The organism is Thermoanaerobacter mathranii subsp. mathranii str. A3 (assembly GCF_000092965.1).
GTDB lineage: Bacteria > Bacillota > Thermoanaerobacteria > Thermoanaerobacterales > Thermoanaerobacteraceae > Thermoanaerobacter > Thermoanaerobacter thermocopriae.
Genome location: NC_014209.1, coordinates 954,354 through 971,527, shown reverse-complemented (window position 1 = coordinate 971,527; position 17,174 = coordinate 954,354). Strand labels below are relative to the sequence as shown.

At 34.2% G+C, this 17,174-nt stretch carries 16 protein-coding genes; 1 reads left to right on the top strand and 15 read right to left on the bottom strand.

Annotation, left to right across the window (positions count from 1 at the left end; translation table 11 throughout):
• Positions 1 to 5 precede the first annotated feature (5 nt).
• The 14 genes from dnaK to TMATH_RS04630 form a co-directional block, all read right to left on the bottom strand.
• Positions 6 to 1,844: a molecular chaperone DnaK gene (dnaK, locus tag TMATH_RS04690; protein WP_009052596.1), complete on the bottom strand. Its 1,839-nt coding sequence runs from the start codon at positions 1,842 to 1,844 to the stop codon at positions 6 to 8.
• Positions 1,845 to 1,861: 17 nt separating this feature from the next.
• Positions 1,862 to 2,449, bottom strand: coding sequence for a nucleotide exchange factor GrpE (gene grpE / locus TMATH_RS04685; protein WP_009052597.1), 588 nt, complete (start codon positions 2,447 to 2,449; stop codon positions 1,862 to 1,864).
• 13 nt (positions 2,450 to 2,462) lie between these two features.
• Positions 2,463 to 3,494: a heat-inducible transcriptional repressor HrcA gene (gene hrcA / locus TMATH_RS04680; protein WP_012994975.1), complete on the bottom strand. Its 1,032-nt coding sequence runs from the start codon at positions 3,492 to 3,494 to the stop codon at positions 2,463 to 2,465.
• 94 nt (positions 3,495 to 3,588) lie between these two features.
• On the bottom strand, positions 3,589 to 4,716 hold the full coding sequence (gene hemW, locus TMATH_RS04675; RefSeq protein WP_013150152.1) for a radical SAM family heme chaperone HemW: 1,128 nt from the start codon (positions 4,714 to 4,716) through the stop codon (positions 3,589 to 3,591).
• A complete protein-coding gene (gene lepA / locus TMATH_RS04670) occupies positions 4,713 to 6,524 on the bottom strand; it encodes a translation elongation factor 4 (protein WP_013150151.1) in 1,812 nt (603 codons plus the stop codon). Before lepA ends, hemW begins: the two co-directional genes overlap by 4 nt.
• A gap of 32 nt (positions 6,525 to 6,556) precedes the next feature.
• On the bottom strand, positions 6,557 to 6,826 hold the full coding sequence (locus TMATH_RS04665) for a hypothetical protein (protein WP_013150150.1): 270 nt from the start codon (positions 6,824 to 6,826) through the stop codon (positions 6,557 to 6,559).
• 3 nt (positions 6,827 to 6,829) lie between these two features.
• Entirely contained in the window at positions 6,830 to 7,948 is a 1,119-nt protein-coding gene (locus tag TMATH_RS04660) for a glycosyltransferase family 4 protein (protein WP_013150149.1), read from the bottom strand.
• A gap of 12 nt (positions 7,949 to 7,960) precedes the next feature.
• The gene (locus tag TMATH_RS04655) at positions 7,961 to 10,135 is read right to left on the bottom strand and encodes an alkaline phosphatase family protein (protein WP_012994970.1); all 2,175 of its coding nucleotides are present in this window, start codon (positions 10,133 to 10,135) and stop codon (positions 7,961 to 7,963) included.
• A 97-nt stretch (positions 10,136 to 10,232) separates the two neighbouring features.
• The gene (spoIIP, locus tag TMATH_RS04650; protein WP_012994969.1) at positions 10,233 to 11,417 is read right to left on the bottom strand and encodes a stage II sporulation protein P; all 1,185 of its coding nucleotides are present in this window, start codon (positions 11,415 to 11,417) and stop codon (positions 10,233 to 10,235) included.
• A gap of 70 nt (positions 11,418 to 11,487) precedes the next feature.
• Positions 11,488 to 12,453 (bottom strand): GPR endopeptidase, encoded by a 966-nt coding sequence (gene gpr, locus TMATH_RS04645; protein ID WP_012994968.1) that lies wholly within the window; start codon positions 12,451 to 12,453, stop codon positions 11,488 to 11,490.
• Positions 12,454 to 12,458: 5 nt separating this feature from the next.
• Positions 12,459 to 12,785 carry a phage holin family protein gene (locus TMATH_RS04640; RefSeq protein WP_012994967.1) on the bottom strand — a complete coding sequence of 109 codons (327 nt, stop codon included), beginning with the start codon at positions 12,783 to 12,785 and terminating at the stop codon, positions 12,459 to 12,461.
• A 192-nt stretch (positions 12,786 to 12,977) separates the two neighbouring features.
• Positions 12,978 to 13,127 carry a hypothetical protein gene (locus TMATH_RS12010; protein WP_156202119.1) on the bottom strand — a complete coding sequence of 50 codons (150 nt, stop codon included), beginning with the start codon at positions 13,125 to 13,127 and terminating at the stop codon, positions 12,978 to 12,980.
• Between the two features lie 18 nt (positions 13,128 to 13,145).
• Positions 13,146 to 13,484 carry a PqqD family protein gene (locus tag TMATH_RS04635; RefSeq protein ID WP_012994965.1) on the bottom strand — a complete coding sequence of 113 codons (339 nt, stop codon included), beginning with the start codon at positions 13,482 to 13,484 and terminating at the stop codon, positions 13,146 to 13,148.
• Positions 13,485 to 13,536: 52 nt separating this feature from the next.
• Positions 13,537 to 15,447 carry an OPT family oligopeptide transporter gene (locus tag TMATH_RS04630; protein ID WP_012994964.1) on the bottom strand — a complete coding sequence of 637 codons (1,911 nt, stop codon included), beginning with the start codon at positions 15,445 to 15,447 and terminating at the stop codon, positions 13,537 to 13,539.
• A gap of 399 nt (positions 15,448 to 15,846) precedes the next feature.
• Between TMATH_RS04630 and rpsT the strand changes: the two genes are divergently transcribed.
• Positions 15,847 to 16,128: a 30S ribosomal protein S20 gene (gene rpsT / locus TMATH_RS04625; RefSeq protein WP_012994963.1), complete on the top strand. Its 282-nt coding sequence runs from the start codon at positions 15,847 to 15,849 to the stop codon at positions 16,126 to 16,128.
• Positions 16,129 to 16,154: 26 nt separating this feature from the next.
• Here rpsT and holA read toward each other — a convergent pair whose 3' ends face one another.
• Positions 16,155 to 17,171 (bottom strand): DNA polymerase III subunit delta, encoded by a 1,017-nt coding sequence (holA, locus tag TMATH_RS04620; protein ID WP_013150148.1) that lies wholly within the window; start codon positions 17,169 to 17,171, stop codon positions 16,155 to 16,157.
• Positions 17,172 to 17,174 lie beyond the last annotated feature (3 nt).

The window sequence follows — 17,174 nt, the reverse complement described above, 5'->3', positions numbered from 1 at the left end:
CTACATTATTTATTATCATCATCCTCCACTTTATAGTTGGCTTCATAGACATTGTCCTGTGTTGTACCTTGTCCAGCACTATCTGTATTTGTAGCTCCTCCCGTTTGTCCTCCAGCTTGTTGGTATATTCTTGTAGAAACTTTGTAGAAAGCTTGTGAAAGTTTTTCAGAGGCACTTTTAATCGCTTCTATATCACTTCCTTCAAGAGCTTTTCTCACATTTTCTATTTCTTTGTTAATTTCGTCTTTTTCTGCTTGCGTCATCTTATCCCCAAGGTCTTTCATTGTTTTTTCGGCTTGATAAATAAGAGAATCTGCCTTATTCCTTATTTCGATTTCTTCTTTCTTCTTTCTGTCTTGTTCTTCATATTGTTTAGCCTCATTGATCATCCTTTGTATCTCTTCTTCTGACAAATTAGTTGTCGAAGTAATTGTTATATCCTGTGATTTGCCAGTACCTAAGTCTTTTGCAGAAACATGTACAATTCCATTGGCATCTATATCAAAAGTCACTTCAATTTGAGGCACTCCTCTTGGAGCTGGTGGAATTCCTGACAAAATAAACCTTCCAAGAGTTTTGTTGTCTTTTGCCATAGGTCTTTCGCCTTGTAACACGTGTATTTCAACAGAAGTCTGATTATCCGCTGCAGTGGTAAATATCTGGCTTTTTCTTGTAGGTATCGTGGTGTTTCTCTCTATAATCTTAGTAAATACTCCACCTAAGGTCTCTATTCCCAAAGACAAAGGTGTTACGTCAAGTAAAAGGATATCTTTCACTTCTCCAGATAATACTGCCGCCTGTATAGCTGCACCTATGGCCACTGCTTCATCTGGATTAATTCCTTTGTGAGGTTCTTTACCCATTATTTTCTTTACTGTCTCCTGTACTAATGGCACTCTTGTAGAACCACCAATGAGAAGAACTTTATCAATATCAGAAGGCTTTAAGCCTGCATCGTTTAATGCTTGGTTAACAGGACCTACTGTTGATTCTACAAGGTCGGAAATCAATTCTTCAAATTTTGCTCTTGTAAGATTTACATCTATATGTTTTGGCCCCGTAGCATCAGCAGTAATAAATGGCAAGTTGATATTAGTTACTGTTGCAGAAGAAAGCTCTATTTTTGCTCTTTCTGCAGCATCTTTAAGCCTTTGCAACGCCATTCTATCATTTCTTAAATCAATTCCATGTTCTTTTTTGAAATTGTCAGCAAGCCAATCTATTATCCTTTGGTCAAAGTCATCTCCACCCAAGTGGTTATTACCACTTGTAGCCAAAACCTCAAATACTCCTTCTCCTATTTCCAAAATAGAAACGTCAAAAGTACCACCACCTAAGTCATAAACCATTATCTTTTGATTTCCCTCTTTGTCAAGTCCATATGCCAAAGCAGCAGCTGTCGGCTCATTTATTATTCTCAAAACCTCAAGGCCTGCAATTCTACCTGCGTCTTTTGTAGCCTGTCTTTGGCTGTCATTGAAATAAGCAGGAACAGTAATTACCGCCTGTGTAACTTTCTCACCTAGGTATGCTTCTGCATCGGCTTTGAGTTTTTGTAAAATCATTGCAGAAATCTCTTGAGGTGTATACTCTTTATCGTCAATTTTTACTTTGTAGTCACTTCCCATGTGCCTTTTTATAGACATTATGGTTCTATCAGGATTTACAATTGCCTGCCTTTTTGCAACTTGCCCTACTAACCTTTCGCCTTCTTTGGTAAAAGCAACAACTGAAGGCGTAGTACGAGCCCCTTCAGCATTAGGTATGACTACTGGTTGGCCTCCTTCCATAACAGCAACACAAGAAAAAGTAGTTCCTAAGTCAATTCCTATAACTTTCCCCATCTTTTTCAACCTCCTTTTTATTTTGCTACTTTTACTAAACTTGGTCTTATTACTTTATCTTTTAGATAATAGCCTTTTTGGAAAACTTCAATAATTTCATTGGGCTGTTTTCCTTCCACCTCTTCCTGCATTACAGCATGGTGTTTGTAGGGGTCAAAAATTTGCCCTTCTGCTTCAATTTCTTTCACGCCAAATTTATCCAATATCTTTTTAAACTGCCTGTAAATTAATTCTATCCCTTCTTTTAGAGAATTATAATCTCCACTGCTCGCCAAAGCTCTTTCAAAATTATCCATAATAGGCAAAAGTTCTAAAATTACTGTTTCTTTCCCGTATTCTACCATTTCTGATTTTTCTTTTTCTGTTCTCTTTCTGTAATTTTCAAATTCTGCTTTCAACCTTTGTGCAATATCTAAATATTCTTGAGCTTCAACTTCTTTTTGCTGAAGTTTTTGCTTTAGTTCCTCTATTTCATCTACCGTTTGCTGCTGTGGCTGTTGCTGTGCTTGTTCATCTTCGGGAGGTCCTTCCATTTGTTCGTTTGAATCTAAATTATTAACATCCTTTTCCTCCTCTTTGTTAATTTCCTTTTCTACTTCTTCCACTTATATCACCTCATTATATTTCATCATTGTATATATTCGATAAAAGATTCGAAAGCTCTTTTGTCATAACATTGATTTCATTAATTAATTTTCTATAATCCATTCTTGTAGGCCCTATAATTCCTATTGTACCCACCACACGACCGTTAATCTTATAAGTAGTTTTTATAACGCTTAAGTCCTTCATTTCCTCAAACTTGTTTTCGCTTCCTATTCTCACATCTATAAAATCTACTTCAGGTTCTAAAATTTCATTTAATAAAGACTTGTTATCTAAAAGGTTGAAGAAATTTTTTGCTTTGCTTAAATCTTTATACTCAGGAAAATCTAAAATATGAGAAGTTCCATCCGCATAAATATCCGTTTCCTGTAATTGCTTCAAGCTCAAAAGTATAGTGTTTATCAATTCGTCGGCTATAAAAACCATCTCTCCTAACATATGCCTTAAATCCTGTTGTAAAAACTCAAAAACATCTTTTTCATTTTTTCCGGCAATTTTCTCGTTTAACAAATTGTTTAAAAACTCAAAGATATTTCTATCTACATTTTGGCACAAATTAAGCAAGTAATTTTTTACAATCCCTGTGTCTGTTACTACTAAAAAAATCATTTTATTAGAAGCAACAGGTATAAGTTGAATTCTTTTTATTCTATCAGGGTTCAACTTTGGCATTTTAGCAACTGTAGTATGGTGAGTAATGTTAGCCAAAATTTTTGCGTATTTCTTTACAATCTCATCGAATTCCGCTATTATTTCCTCGCGAGTATTATAACTAATTGGAGGTTCATTGTTTATATAATTTCGAAGAATGCTGTCTACATAAAATCTATATCCTTTATCTGAAGGTATCCTTCCTGCAGAAGTATGAGGTTGCTCTAAATATCCCATTTCCTCCAAATCTGCCATCTCATTTCTTATAGTAGCAGAACTTAAGCCTATATTGTACTTCTTAGCTATTGTTCTCGACCCTATTGGCTCTGCCGTCATAATATAATCAGTAATAACCGCATATAGTATTTTTTTCTTCCTATCATCTAACGGCATTTTCACCACCCCATGTATTATTAGCACTCAATCAAGTTGAGTGCTAATTCACGTTTTTAAAATACCACTCTTATAATTTTTTGTCAATACTCATTTAGGGCAGAAATTCTTCAAAAATGACGTTAGAGACATCAATTCCCCTCTCAGTAAGTTTTACACACTCATTATCAACCTTAATTAAACCTTCTTTTAAATATTTTTGTATTACTTTTTTATAAATTTCAAATAAACTAACATCAAATATTTTCTTAAAATCCTTGTCACACACTCCTTTTGTCATTCTCAATCCTAAAAACATAAACTCGGCCATTCTATCTTGTTTTGTCAATTTTATTTTTTCCTTAACTGCACTTTTTCTTTCTAAAATGCCTTTAATATAGTCTTTTGTGCCTTCAATATTACTATATCTTACATCCTCCATATACGAATGGGCTCCTGCACCAAATCCCAAGTAATTTTTGCATTGCCAGTATAAAATATTGTGGCGACATTCAAATGTGGGCAATGCAAAATTAGATATTTCGTAATGATGGTAGCCTTTTTCTTTTAAAAACTCTATACCCCAATGGTACATGCTAAGCTCTTTTTCCTCATCAACTACAGGCAACTGTCCTTTTTCATAAAGTTTGTAAAAAGAAGTGTTTGGTTCTAAAATTAAGCTATAAGTAGAAATATGGGTTGGCTGTAATTTTACTACTTCTTTTAAAGTTTCTTGCCACTCTTTGAAGGTTTGAGTAGGAAGAGCGTACATCAGGTCAATATTTATATTGTCAAAGAACTTTTTCACTAACTCATAATTTTCAAGAAATTCTTCTATTGTATGAATTCTTCCTATATATTTTAAAAGCCTATTTTGAAAAGCTTGAAGTCCAATGCTTACACGGTTTATTCCATTTACTTTGTAAATTTCTAATTTTTCTTCAGTAATAAGTCCGGGATTCATTTCAATAGTGATTTCACAATCATCAACTAATTTATAATATTTAAATACAGACTTTAATATCACCTCTATATAATAAGGAGGCAAAAGGTTAGGAGTACCACCTCCTATATAAACTGAAACTACATTATAATCTTTTGTAGAGTTTGATTCTATTTCCATAAGTAGTGCCCGAATATAGTCCTCAAAAAGATAATCATAGCCTGCATAAGAATTAAAATCACAATAATAACATTTTCTTTTACAAAAAGGAATGTGAATGTATAATCCTATCTCCTTCATTTTTCATCATCTAACTTCAATATTGACATAAAAGCCTCTTGAGGTATTTCAACATTTCCCACCTGTCTCATGCGCTTTTTGCCTTCTTTTTGCTTCTCTAAAAGTTTTTTCTTACGAGTTACGTCTCCTCCATAGCACTTGGCAAGAACGTTTTTCCTCAAAGCTTTTACAGTCTCTCTTGCAATAATCTTAGAGCCTATCGCCGCCTGGATTGGGATTTCAAAAAGATGCCTTGGAATATTTTCTTTTAACTTTTCTACAATTTTTCTCGCTTTTTCATAGGCTTTATCCTTGTGAACTATCATCGATAAAGCGTCTACTAAGTCACCGTTTATTAAAATATCCAATTTTACTAAGTTAGATTCTTTATATCCTTTAAGCTCATAGTCGAAAGAGGCATAACCCCTTGTTCGTGACTTTAAAGCATCAAAAAAGTCGTATATTATCTCATTCAAAGGCATTTCATATTTTAAAAGTACGCGAGTTTGTTCTAAATATTCCATTCCTAAATATATTCCCCGCCTATCCTGGCAAAGCTCCATAACTGCCCCTACATATTGAGTAGGCACCATAATTGTTGCTTCCACAATTGGCTCTTCGATATGATCTATCTGAGTAGGAAGTGGCATTTTTGTAGGATTGTCCAAATCCAATACTTCTCCATTGGTTTTGTAAACTTTGTAAATTACACTCGGTGCAGTGGTAACAAGATTTAAGTTGTACTCCCTTTCCAACCTTTCTTGAACTATTTCCATGTGTAAAAGCCCTAAAAAGCCACACCTAAATCCAAAACCTAAGGCAGCAGAGGTGTCAGGTTCAAATACAAGTGACGCGTCATTTAACTGAAGTTTTTCTAAAGCCTCTTTTAAATTTTCATAGTCTTGTCCATCCGCAGGATAAATGCCACAAAAGACCATTGGCACTACTTCTTTATAGCCAGGAAGTGGAGAATCAGTGGGATTGTCTGCATCTGTTATTGTATCTCCTACGCGAGTATCTTTTACATTTTTTATGCTAGCAGCAATGTAGCCAACCTCACCTGCTTTAAGCTCTTCTACTGGATAAAGGTTAGGTCTAAACATTCCCACTTCTGTAACTTCAAAAACTTTGCCAGTAGAAAACATTTTTATTCTCATCCCTGGTTTAACAATTCCATCCACTACCCTTACAAAGCTTATTGCTCCTTTGTAGTTATCATAAAAAGAGTCAAAAATTAGCGCTTTTAAAGGCTTGTTTTCATCACCTTTTGGAGGTGGAATTCTATTCACAATGGCTTCTAAAACTTCTTCTATACCTATGCCTTCTTTAGCAGAGGTAAGCAAAGCATCTTCTGCGTCAATCCCAATCACGTCTTCAATTTCTTTTTTTACAAGTTCAGGATTTGCTGAAGGAAGGTCTATTTTATTTATCACAGGTACTATCTCTAAATCATGTTCTAAAGCCATATACACATTAGCAAGGGTTTGCGCCTCAATTCCTTGTGTAGCGTCTACTACAAGCAGAGCTCCTTCACATGCTGCAATGCTTCTGGATACCTCGTAAGTAAAATCCACATGCCCAGGGGTATCAATAAGATTAAGTTCATATTCATTTCCGTCTTTAGCTTTATAAATCATCCTTACAGGCTTTAACTTTATAGTAATTCCTCTCTCCCTCTCCAATTCTAAATTATCTAAAATTTGCTTATCTGTCTCCCTCTCAGAAAGAAAACCCGTTTTCTCAATAAGTCTATCTGCCAGAGTAGATTTACCATGGTCTATATGGGCGATAATACAAAAATTTCTAATATACTCCATCCTTTCTGACATTGTGTACCTCCTCAAAAATTAAAGAATACACCTCATTTCAAAAATCGGTCTTTACAATATTGGCTCAATCTACCTATGTCAATAACCGACTCCTTACCAAAAATTTTTACAATTATCTTTTCTTTATTTGAATATACGCCAAATATATTTACTTTCCTCACTCCTGTAGTAATTTCATTAAAGGAAGAATCAGCTATTACAAGCCCTATCATCATAATAACAATGTACAATAAAAGAGCAAAGATTACAAGTCTCTTTTTTCGAATTTGTTTTTTTCTCTCTTTTGTCCTTGTAAGTCTCATCTTTTACCTTCCTTTCAAAGCTTCGTAAATCTGTTGCATTTGTTCAATCATTTTATCGCAACTATATTTTTTCGCACTTTCTTTTCCCTTTACACTCATATTTTTTCTCAACTTTTCATCTTTTAAAATTTTCTCTATAGCATTTGCCAACTCTTCAGGATTTTCCTTTTCTACCAAAATTCCCTCTACACCATCTTGTATTATTTCTGGAATACCTCCCACCTTTGTAGCTATGACAGAGATACCTTCATTTAAAGCTTCAATTACAGAAATTCCAAATCCTTCTTCATGAGAAGGAAGCACAAATAAATCAAGATTTCTCAAAAAAGAAGGAATGTCATTTCTATACCCTAGTAAAAAGAATCTGTCTTTTAAATTTAAACTCTCAATCATTTTTTGTAATTCTTCTTTAAAAGGACCATCTCCTGCTACAAAAAAGTAGGCATTTATATTTTTTAAAATCGAAGCCGCTTTTATTAAATCTTGAACACCTTTAGCAGGAATAAGTCTTGCTATACTTCCTACAATAAATGAGTCTTGTGGCAAATTGAATTTTTCTTTTAAATTAAGAGTTGTTTCCTCATAAAAAGAAGTATCAATGCAATTGTACACTACCTTTATTTTGTTTTTCTCTATTTTTTGATTTAAGACTAGATCTTCTTTTAATGCTTTAGAAACAGCAATAAACTGGTGGGTTTTTTTGTCTAGAACTTTTGTCAAACTTAACAGAAGTTTCTTTTTGTAAAAATTCATATTATCGTAATTTGCAAAGTTGTGGACTGTCACTACTGTTTTCACAGGCATAGCAAAACATGCAATTCTTCCTACGAATGAAGCTTTTGCCCCATGCATGTGAACAATATCTGGCTTAAACTCATATATTGCTTTTTGTACAAACCTTATTGCCCTATAGTCTTTTTTTAAACTAAGTCCGTCTCCAATGCCAACATTATATACTGCAATCCCCAACCTTTTAAGATATTCTTGAGTTTTTTCGTCAAAAGAACACAAAACAGCCACTTCATACCTATTTTTGTCTAGCAATCTCACCAGTGACAATAAATGTTTTTTTATTCCCCCTTCTGATTTTCTCACAATTTGCAATATCCTTATTTTTTTCATGAAACCACCTTTTTAAGCCATTTCTTCAATAACAAAATGTATTAGCATAGGTCCAACAAATACCATCATTGTAGCTGACGCTACAATTCCTGAATCATTAAAAATAAGCGCAAAAACACTCCCTATAATCGTTGCTACAAAACACGTTCCAATGTAAGTATGCTTTTTAAAAATTTCTCTCAAAACTCCCACAGGTTTGAAAAAAAGAACCAGCAAAACACCTATAAGTGTCAATAACACTCTTGACCATATGGAATATTTTATGAGCTTATAATTCATCAAAAGCTTTCTTTCAAAAATTTGTAATAAAGATTTTATACCCTGGCTTTTTACTAAAGCAAAAGTTTGTCCTATGTGAGTTTGTTGAGAAACTGGTCTTAAAGAATCCAAGTAAAACAGCCCAAAAAGCATTAAAACTATCCCTATACCAATATACAATAGATTTTTTACGTTAATTTTTTTATCATATAAAAGTAACAATGCCACAGCAAAAGCTCCAAAGGCCGATATCGCACCTCCCACATTTGTGCCTATATTTGGAGCTGCAATAAAATAGAATACCAGTGCGTATATCATTGTAGTTATAGCTAAAAGCAGCTTTTTATTCGAAAAAATTTCAAAAGCCATTGTAGTAAAACATAAGACAGCTCCAATCAATATCCCCATATACTCGTTTCCTATGCCATAAAAGCGTGCTCCTCCTATGACGTCATAGCTTAAAAAGGAATTTTTCAGCAAATACTGTCCCGTTACAAGGTCAATTAATAAAACAAGGGAAGTAATCAAGCCTATTATAGCGTAGAAATAATAACCATAAGGATTAATTTCATGAATTGCAATAATTGCTACTGCTGTCAAAAATAATATTCCAACGAAACTATGGGATAAACTGGTATAATTAAACAAAGGTAATAGCAAAAAAGCCAGAGGAATAGTAGAAACAAAAAACAACAGTGGTTTTAAATACACAGCATATTTTTTTAAAAACAGCAAAACTAATAGGCTAAAAATTAAAATTATTATCTCTAAAACTACATAAATCTTCAAAAAAATAGGCCTATAAGTGTAATTAAAAACTAGTTTATGACTTTCGGATAATAATTTGTCTACACTTCCTTTGTAACCAGAATTATAAAGGGGATGTCCCGTCAAAAAAGTGGGTATAGGAATATCAAAAAACTGTAAAATTGTCGGCATTAAATCTGTATTTGTTACAATACCCACCCTTTTTGTTGTGTCTGAAGTAACATACCCTTTGGTAAAGCCTGGTCCAAAAAGTATTATGGGAGTTAGATAACTTTTTTGCCCCATGTCTTTAGATGGAGGAAGTGGAGTTAAGACAATGTATAAGGTGTTGGGACTGCCTTCTTTTATAATTTTACCAATAAATTCATCTGCTTTATATAAAGCCCTTTTTTTATTTCTTTCATTAATTTTATCCATTGCATACTCATGGTAATCATTCGCTCTTATCGTATCTCCTAATTGAAAAACTGTTAAGTCAGGCTTTTCTTTCATTTCTGTATATTTTTGATAAAGTACATCATAATCTGTCATAATTCCAAAAGGGCTTAAAGGGTCCCTTTTTAAGACATTGTCACTCACATCCCCAAAGTCTACTATTCCTTTTTCATCCATTACTATAAGAGGCGCATATCTTCTTCGTTCTACACCAGTATCTTCATTGCCAAACACAGCAACAGTTTTTCCATTTTGTTTTAAAAGAGTACCTAATAGACCAGGTACTATAATGTGACTTCTAGTTAGGTTATTTCTCTCAATTTGAGCAAAATCTAGATTTACTATATTAAATATTTGTGGCTTAATACCCGTATTCCTTTTGAAAATTGTAGCGGCTTGTTCTCCATTTACTATTTCAGAAGCGTTAAAATTAAGGGAAGCTTCTTCAGAACCTACAGCTCTTGTCCCACAGCCAATTGTCATATACACATTTTCAGGGGACCTACCTCCATCGGAATTCACCGTCATAAGTCCATATGTACCATTTTCCATGAGATATTTTATATTAGGAAGGTCATTTGCAACATAGTCATTTAAATTAACTCTATCTACAATAAATATAACTATTTTTTTATTTTTCATACTATTTACTTGTCCATAAGAAAAAGTGCTACAAAGGATTAAAAACGCCAAAACCACTCCAATTATTCTTGCTACAAATTTCATAAAGAACCTCCTAAATCATTGATAATTACAGTAATTTATTTTAACCTTTTTTTAATTAATATCAACACTCTTATCACTATAAAACAAAAAGCAGTTTTCACTGCTCAAAATCCTGTTGCTGTTTTATTACTTCATATATGGCTTTAGCCAGATACTTTGTAGTTGCAATTGCTTCCTCTAAAGTATTATAATTACTCCCTAATTCAATCAGTATCGATTTCTCAAGAAGATGCTGGTTATATTCACTATAAGGCTTTACCTGTACTCCTAAAGATAAGCCAGGATATAGCTCATTTAATTTATCACTTACCCTTTTGGCAAATTCGTAATTCTTTCTCCAATCTTCTTTCATTTCCGGTGTCCTTCTTGAACCTATAATAAAAGAAACTTTTGCTATTTTTTCTCCGTTTAAATCCATCACATATTTTTTTCTAAATTCTTGATTTTGCAAACTGCTCAAAACAGGAATAGTTTCTACCCCTGGTTTCATAACAGCACCATAGCCATCTCTATGTAAATCGATCGCCACTTTAATAGAAGGATGCTCTTTTAAAATTTTGCTGACCGTTGCAAAAGAGTTTACATAGGATTTGTCATAGTTATAATCATGGATAGTTTTATCGTGTAATACAGAGACTCCTTCTTTTTTTAGATATTCGGCAAGATAATCCCCTACTTTTGCCACAGTATAATTTAAGTCATCTGTCCTGTCATAACCGTGCTTTGCTATATATTTGTTTTTCTCTGTCGCGGCATAAGCCTCCATGGTATGAGTGTGATATATCAAAATATAGGGTTTACTATTATCTATATTTTTTAAAGCTGGTTTTTCATCTTCCTGTGTTTGAGACATGTTTTTGTCACTTTGTAAATTAGTATCAAGGAAATTCTTATTAGAAGAAGGGTTTATTTGGGCATTGTTATTCTGTATATAATTAGTACCTACCTTTTTAAAATCCACCACTGCTAAAATTGGAAGTTGAAATTTCAATATATTAATAGGATCTTTAACCTTGGCATTTAATAAAGAAGAAAAGGTTAAATCCTTTCCTGTATAGCCTTGCGATGCAAAAGCTACTTCTATTATCGGTAGGCTATAATTTATCGAAGTTACAAATAAACTCTCTAATCTATCATACTCCTCTGAAAAAGAATCACTAATTACCTGTTTATACTCATTTTTATAAGATTGTGTCATCCAATTATAAAGAAAAACGTTTATTATCACCAAAACTACAAACATTATCCTACTTATTTTTGATAAGCTATAATACCTGTACAAAAAGAAGCACCTCTCTTTGGTTTTTATATTTTATAAATATTCCATCAAGAGGTGCTTTAGTACTTTATGTTTAATGAAGTAATTGATTCATTTCCCTTTCTGTAAGACCAGGTTGCAGTGCAAGATTTATTCCTCTGGATATAATTGAAGCTATATTTCGCACCAATAAATCTATTTCTTTAGGAGTAACTACAAGATTATGTACATAAGGTGCCAAAACTTCTTGAATGAGACTGTATTTCTCTTGTTGACTCATATTCTTAAGTACTCCATAAAAAGGGCTTTCTTCTTTGGTCTGTTTTAGTAACTCTTCTGTTAAATATTCGATGGTGTCGTTAGCAATTGTTACTGCATCTACTACTGTAGGAACCCCTATGGCTATTACAGGTATCCCTAAGCTTTGCTCAGTAATTGAAAGCCTTCTATTACCTATTCCAGACCCTGGGCTTATACCTGTATTTGAAATTTGAATAGTAGTAGATAATCTCTCTAATCTTCTCGAAGCCAAAGCGTCAATTGTAATTATTAAGTCAGGTTTTATTCTGTCAACTACCCCTTTTAAAATTTCAGCCGTTTCTATTCCGGTAATCCCTAAAACTCCTGGAGAAATTGCACTGACAGACCGAATTTCATCGCCAAACTGTTGAGGTGCATATTCCTTTAGATGCCTTGTTACTACGATATTGGAAACTACACGAGGTCCCAATGCATCAGGAGTTACATTCCAATTACCTAATCCTACTACTAAAACCTGTGTATTCACTGTTAAATTAGCTATTTCTTTAATTATATCCGCCAAAATTTTCGCAACTTCTTCTTCTAAATCTAAATCTCTTTCAATGAGACCGGGGGCCTCAATAGTTATATAGTCCCCCACCGGTTTTCCCATTGCTTTTTCTCCTTCTTCATTTAAAATTTTGACCTTTGTCACCTTTATGCCATCTAGATGTTTTTCATCTACCTTTACTCCTGGAATCTCTCTTTCTTTGTATAATTCTCTCGCTTCTACTGCCAGGTCTGTCCTTATACTGTACATCTACATCACCTCAACTCTGTAGGTACAAAGGCATCAACCAATCCTATCACAAAAGCAGCAATTAGTGAACCAACTATTGTTGCATGAATGGTAGGAACAATAAACTGAGAAACGTATATAACTACTGCCGCCACGAAAAATCCTACTAAACCACGGCTCCTTGGTGAAATATTTTTCCCTAATATTAATTCTACAATATAACCTAACAAAGCTATTACCACAGCTGAAATAAGAGCTCCCCAAAAGCCTGCAACACTAAAGCCAGGTACAAGATATCCCACCACCAATAGCACAATAGCTGATACAATGAAACGTATAATAGTTTGTAACATCAAATCACCTCCTCTAATTATGATTAACAAATTGACAAATTTTATACCATGTATAATTGTATTTTTTACATTTCGCTACCTCCGCCTCTAAATATAGCCATGTATACCGCTAATCCAAATAAAAAAAGCCTTACGGCCTTAAAATACTGGAGAAAACTCGACTTAAAATTTTTTTGTAAAATAAAAACGTGTTTACCAGTTTTTAACTTCTTCAAACTTCTCTAAAAGTTTTTTCTGTTGTTTCTCAGGCAAATGTACACCTGGCATCATGTAAAGAATATTATCTTCTTTATAAACACGCTGTTGTAAAAATTGTGCATACTCTAACGAAAACAACTCCATATCCTCTTTAGTTATTCCTTATTTAAAATATATCAATCCGTTTTGTCTAAGAATTTTTAAGTATGTTACCAATCTGGGATAAAGTGGCTCTACCTTTGCACCGAATTTATTTGAAAGTTTGGTAGCAATGTCGTAAACTGTGTTTTGCCCATCGCAAAGCCTCCATACCTCAGATCCAATTTCATCAAGGTCACGGTATATATTTTCAGGAAGATCCCGGTAAAAAAATTTTAGGATATTGAATAGTAGCCCCTTTCTAGCTATCTTAAGCTGAATAAGACCGTCTTTTTTTATCAACCAAGAGATTTTATCGTTGCGGATAGGGGTCATTAACATGAAATTTTGATCTTTTCTCAATAGATTAACCTCCTAAAAAAGAAAAAAGTGGAGGAAGGGACTCCCCTTCCTCTTATTCAAGTTCTACCTTTTTAAAGGATTTCCCAATAAGAGTATACATCATTATTAAGAACAATACCAGTCCACCCCACTGCCCCAACACATTATTTCCAATACCTATGTCGATGTTAGCAGCTACTAATGCAGCAATCAGGATTCCCATTATGCCTTCCCCGGCTATAAGACCCGAAGAATAGAGTACTCCTCTTTCGACTTTCTGTTTTAAAACTTCATCGGATTTTTCTCTTCTTTCGAGAATGCCTCTTATCAAACCGCCAAGCATGATAGGAGTGCTTAGATGAATTGGCAAATAAAGTCCAATGGCAAATGGCAATGAGGGTATACCTAACAGCTCTATCACCGCTGCTGAACCAAAACCAACAAAAACCAAAGCCCATGGTAGGTTGCCTTCTATAATGCCTTCGATAACCATTTTCATCAAAGTAGCCTGGGGAGCTGGAAGATCTTTGCTACCAAAGCCGTATGCATTGTTGAGCATTATTAAAATCCAACCAATAACCAGCCCTGAAACTATAACTCCTATCAGCTCACCAATCTGCTGGCGCTTAGGAGTAGCTCCCACCAGGAAACCAGTCTTCAAGTCCTGGGAGACATCGCCGGCTATCGCCGCAGCTACAGCAATAATACCTCCTACGCTCAAAGAAGCAACCATACCCTCTACGCCGGTAAAACCAATAGCCTTAAAAATAACTGTGGTGAATAGCAAGGTGGCGATAGTCATACCGGATACCGGATTAGAGGAACTTCCAACTATACCAACAATACGTGAAGATACCGTAACAAAGAAAAAGCCAAAAATAGCAATGAGTATCGCTCCAACTATTCCCACTGGAATAAGTGGAGAAAATGCAATAATTATAATCAGGATTAAAACGCCAAATAAAACCCATTTCATAGCTAAATCATCATCAGTACGACGCTGTGATCCGTTTTCGCCTTTCATACTGAAACCGGAAACGGATTGAGTAAAGGCGTTTACTATTGTTGGCAGTGCCTTAACTAGGCTTACAACACCTCCAAAAGTCACTGCCCCGGCACCTATATAACGCAAGTAATAACTCCATATACCCCAGTGATCGAGCTCGGATATAGGCACCGAAGCCGGATAAATAGCTTGAGGAATGTAATTGCCTAGGTGCGAAATAAGCGGTATGAAAACTAACCATCCCAGTACAGCACCAGATAGCATGTATGCCGCAATCTTGGGGCCGATTATAAAGCCTACACCCAAGAGGGATGGCAGGATGTCACCGCCAATTGCGGCTCCTTTATAACCTGGTATCTTCCATTCTATTTCTGAGGGAAAAAGTTTCAATCCGTCAGCCAGCAGTTTATAGAACGCACCGATACCTAGCCCTTCAAAAACAGTCTTTGCGCTTACTCCACCGACCTCGCCGGCAACTAGAACTTCCGCACAGGCTGTACCTTCTGGATAGGGAAGCACGCCGTGTTCTTTGACAATCAGGAAGCGGCGAAGAGGTATCATCATAAGAACTCCCAGGACTCCGCCGATAATGGCTATGGTGGAAATCTTCATAATACTAGGGTTTGTTTTCCACAAAAACAAGGCAGGCAAAGTAAAAATAACACCTGCAGCCAAAGATTCTCCTGCTGAGGCTATGGTCTGAACCATATTATTTTCCAGAATTGAATCCCTCTTTAGAATACCTCTAACAATTCCCATTGAAACTACCGCCGCTGGTATGGAAGCGCTTACGGTCATGCCCACTCTAAGCCCTAGATATGCGTTGGCGGCACCAAAAACTATAGCAAGAATGATACCGACAATGAACGAAAAAGGCGTAAACTCTGCTATTATCTGATCTGCAGCTATATACGGAGTATATTCATTTCCGGAAGCACCGTTATAAGCTTGCTTTGAGAGCTTTTTCTTTTTTTCCACTTAATCTTCCTCCTTCTTTATCATCTCTTAATCTTAAAAAAGTTAATTAGTTCCTTCTTACTCTAATTTACTTTTCACCCCCTTGTCTGTTTTACGACATAAGGATACGTAGTAAAGACATGGCTGAAATGAAAACAAACACGCTCAGGAAAGGTTAAAACTTTAAGTTATAATTCCCTTTAAATTATTATACCTTTTATTCTAAAAAAATGCAAACGTTCTTTTAATTTAGATTTAAAATTATAAATTTTACTATATTTACCATAGTATTGAGAAAAAAATTTTTTCTGTATAAATGTTGATAATTTCAAACCGATGTGATAAAGTAAAAAATGTATTAATCCTTGAAAAACTATTTCTTCCGTGGTAAAATTAATTTCGATTGAGGAGGTGAAAGTTTTGGCAAATACAAAATCTGCAAAGAAAAGAATATCAGTTATTGCAAAAAGGACTTTGCGTAATAAAATGATAAAATCAAGAGTCAAAACATTTATTTCTAACTTTAATAAAAGTTTAGCCACAGGAGATATAGAAACAATAAAAGAAAAATTAAGACTTGCTGTTAAGGAATTGGACAAAGCTGTCACAAAAGGAGTTCTTCACAAAAACACAGCAGCAAGAAAAAAATCCAGACTTTATGCAAAATTCAATGCGCTTTTAAAATCAGCAAGTAACGAATAAAGCGTACCTTTAAAGTACGCTTTTTATCATTTACACAATTTTTTTATAAGGTCTTCCAATGTTAAATTGCTATCTCCCCCTGTTTTCAAGGCAATATCACATTTTAAACACTCTTTGTATGCCCTTTCTAAATCCTCTTTTTTAAAAAGTTTGCTTTGTCTTGTTAGTTCTTCTACTACAAAATATGGCACTCCTAAAGAAGATGCTATACTCCTTTTATCTACAAATTTTCCTTCAAAAGTTTTGATTTTAGCAATGAGCCTCATCTGTCTTATTATCATGGATAATATAATAAGAGGTACTTCTCCCTTTTCTAAAAGGGCGTATAAGACTTTATAAGCTTCTTTTTCTTTCTTCCTCCCTATGGCACTAACAAGATTGAAAATGTTTTGTTGCAGGTTTATACTAAGGACTTCTTTCATTTTTTCCATTTCTATTTTTTCGCTGTCCGAATAACAAATCACTTTATGTATTTCATTAACAATAGCATACAAATCAGTTCCTACACTTTTTACAAGGTATTCTGCATCAGCTTTAGTTATCTTTTTCCCACTTTTTACAAAGAAATAGCCTGTATAATTTACAGCTTCTTCAAAAGAAAGTCTTTGAAAATATACTATTTTACCAATTTTTTCTACTAATTTATTAAATTTCTTTCTCAAATCTATCTTTTCACCACCTACGATAATCAAAACCGTTTTGTTCTCCGGCATGTTAGTCTTTTCTTCAATATAATTCATAAGCTTTTTTAAACTTTTATCATTCAATCTTGAAAGTTGGTCCTCCTCGTTTTTTACTAAAACTAATTTATATTCAGAAAAAAACGGCAAAGTCTCACAACTTTCAATGATAGCATTTACATACTCTTCTGGGTCATTTTTTTCAATGACTATGTAGTTCATCTCATAAGTTTCTTCTTTTAATAGCTTTGACTTAAACTTTTTAATAGCGTCTAACAGCAAATATCTTTCTTCTCCGTAAAAAAGATATAAATTATGTATTTCTCCCTTCTTTAAGCTGTCTAAAAGCTCTTTGTAAGTCATCCT

What these genes read in the sequence shown, in the direction of transcription:
- TMATH_RS04665 (WP_013150150.1), bottom strand. Translation starts at nt 6,826, where the DNA reads ATGAGACTTACAAGGACAAAAGAGAGAAAAAAACAAATTCGAAAAAAG.
- TMATH_RS04640 (WP_012994967.1), bottom strand. Translation starts at nt 12,785, where the DNA reads ATGTTACAAACTATTATACGTTTCATTGTATCAGCTATTGTGCTATTG.
- TMATH_RS12010 (WP_156202119.1), bottom strand. Translation starts at nt 13,127, where the DNA reads ATGGAGTTGTTTTCGTTAGAGTATGCACAATTTTTACAACAGCGTGTT.
- hemW (WP_013150152.1), bottom strand. Translation starts at nt 4,716, where the DNA reads ATGAAGGAGATAGGATTATACATTCACATTCCTTTTTGTAAAAGAAAA.
- lepA (WP_013150151.1), bottom strand. Translation starts at nt 6,524, where the DNA reads ATGTCAGAAAGGATGGAGTATATTAGAAATTTTTGTATTATCGCCCAT.
- hrcA (WP_012994975.1), bottom strand. Translation starts at nt 3,494, where the DNA reads ATGCCGTTAGATGATAGGAAGAAAAAAATACTATATGCGGTTATTACT.
- gpr (WP_012994968.1), bottom strand. Translation starts at nt 12,453, where the DNA reads ATGTACAGTATAAGGACAGACCTGGCAGTAGAAGCGAGAGAATTATAC.
- holA (WP_013150148.1), bottom strand. Translation starts at nt 17,171, where the DNA reads ATGACTTACAAAGAGCTTTTAGACAGCTTAAAGAAGGGAGAAATACAT.
- dnaK (WP_009052596.1), bottom strand. Translation starts at nt 1,844, where the DNA reads ATGGGGAAAGTTATAGGAATTGACTTAGGAACTACTTTTTCTTGTGTT.
- TMATH_RS04660 (WP_013150149.1), bottom strand. Translation starts at nt 7,948, where the DNA reads ATGAAAAAAATAAGGATATTGCAAATTGTGAGAAAATCAGAAGGGGGA.
- TMATH_RS04655 (WP_012994970.1), bottom strand. Translation starts at nt 10,135, where the DNA reads ATGAAATTTGTAGCAAGAATAATTGGAGTGGTTTTGGCGTTTTTAATC.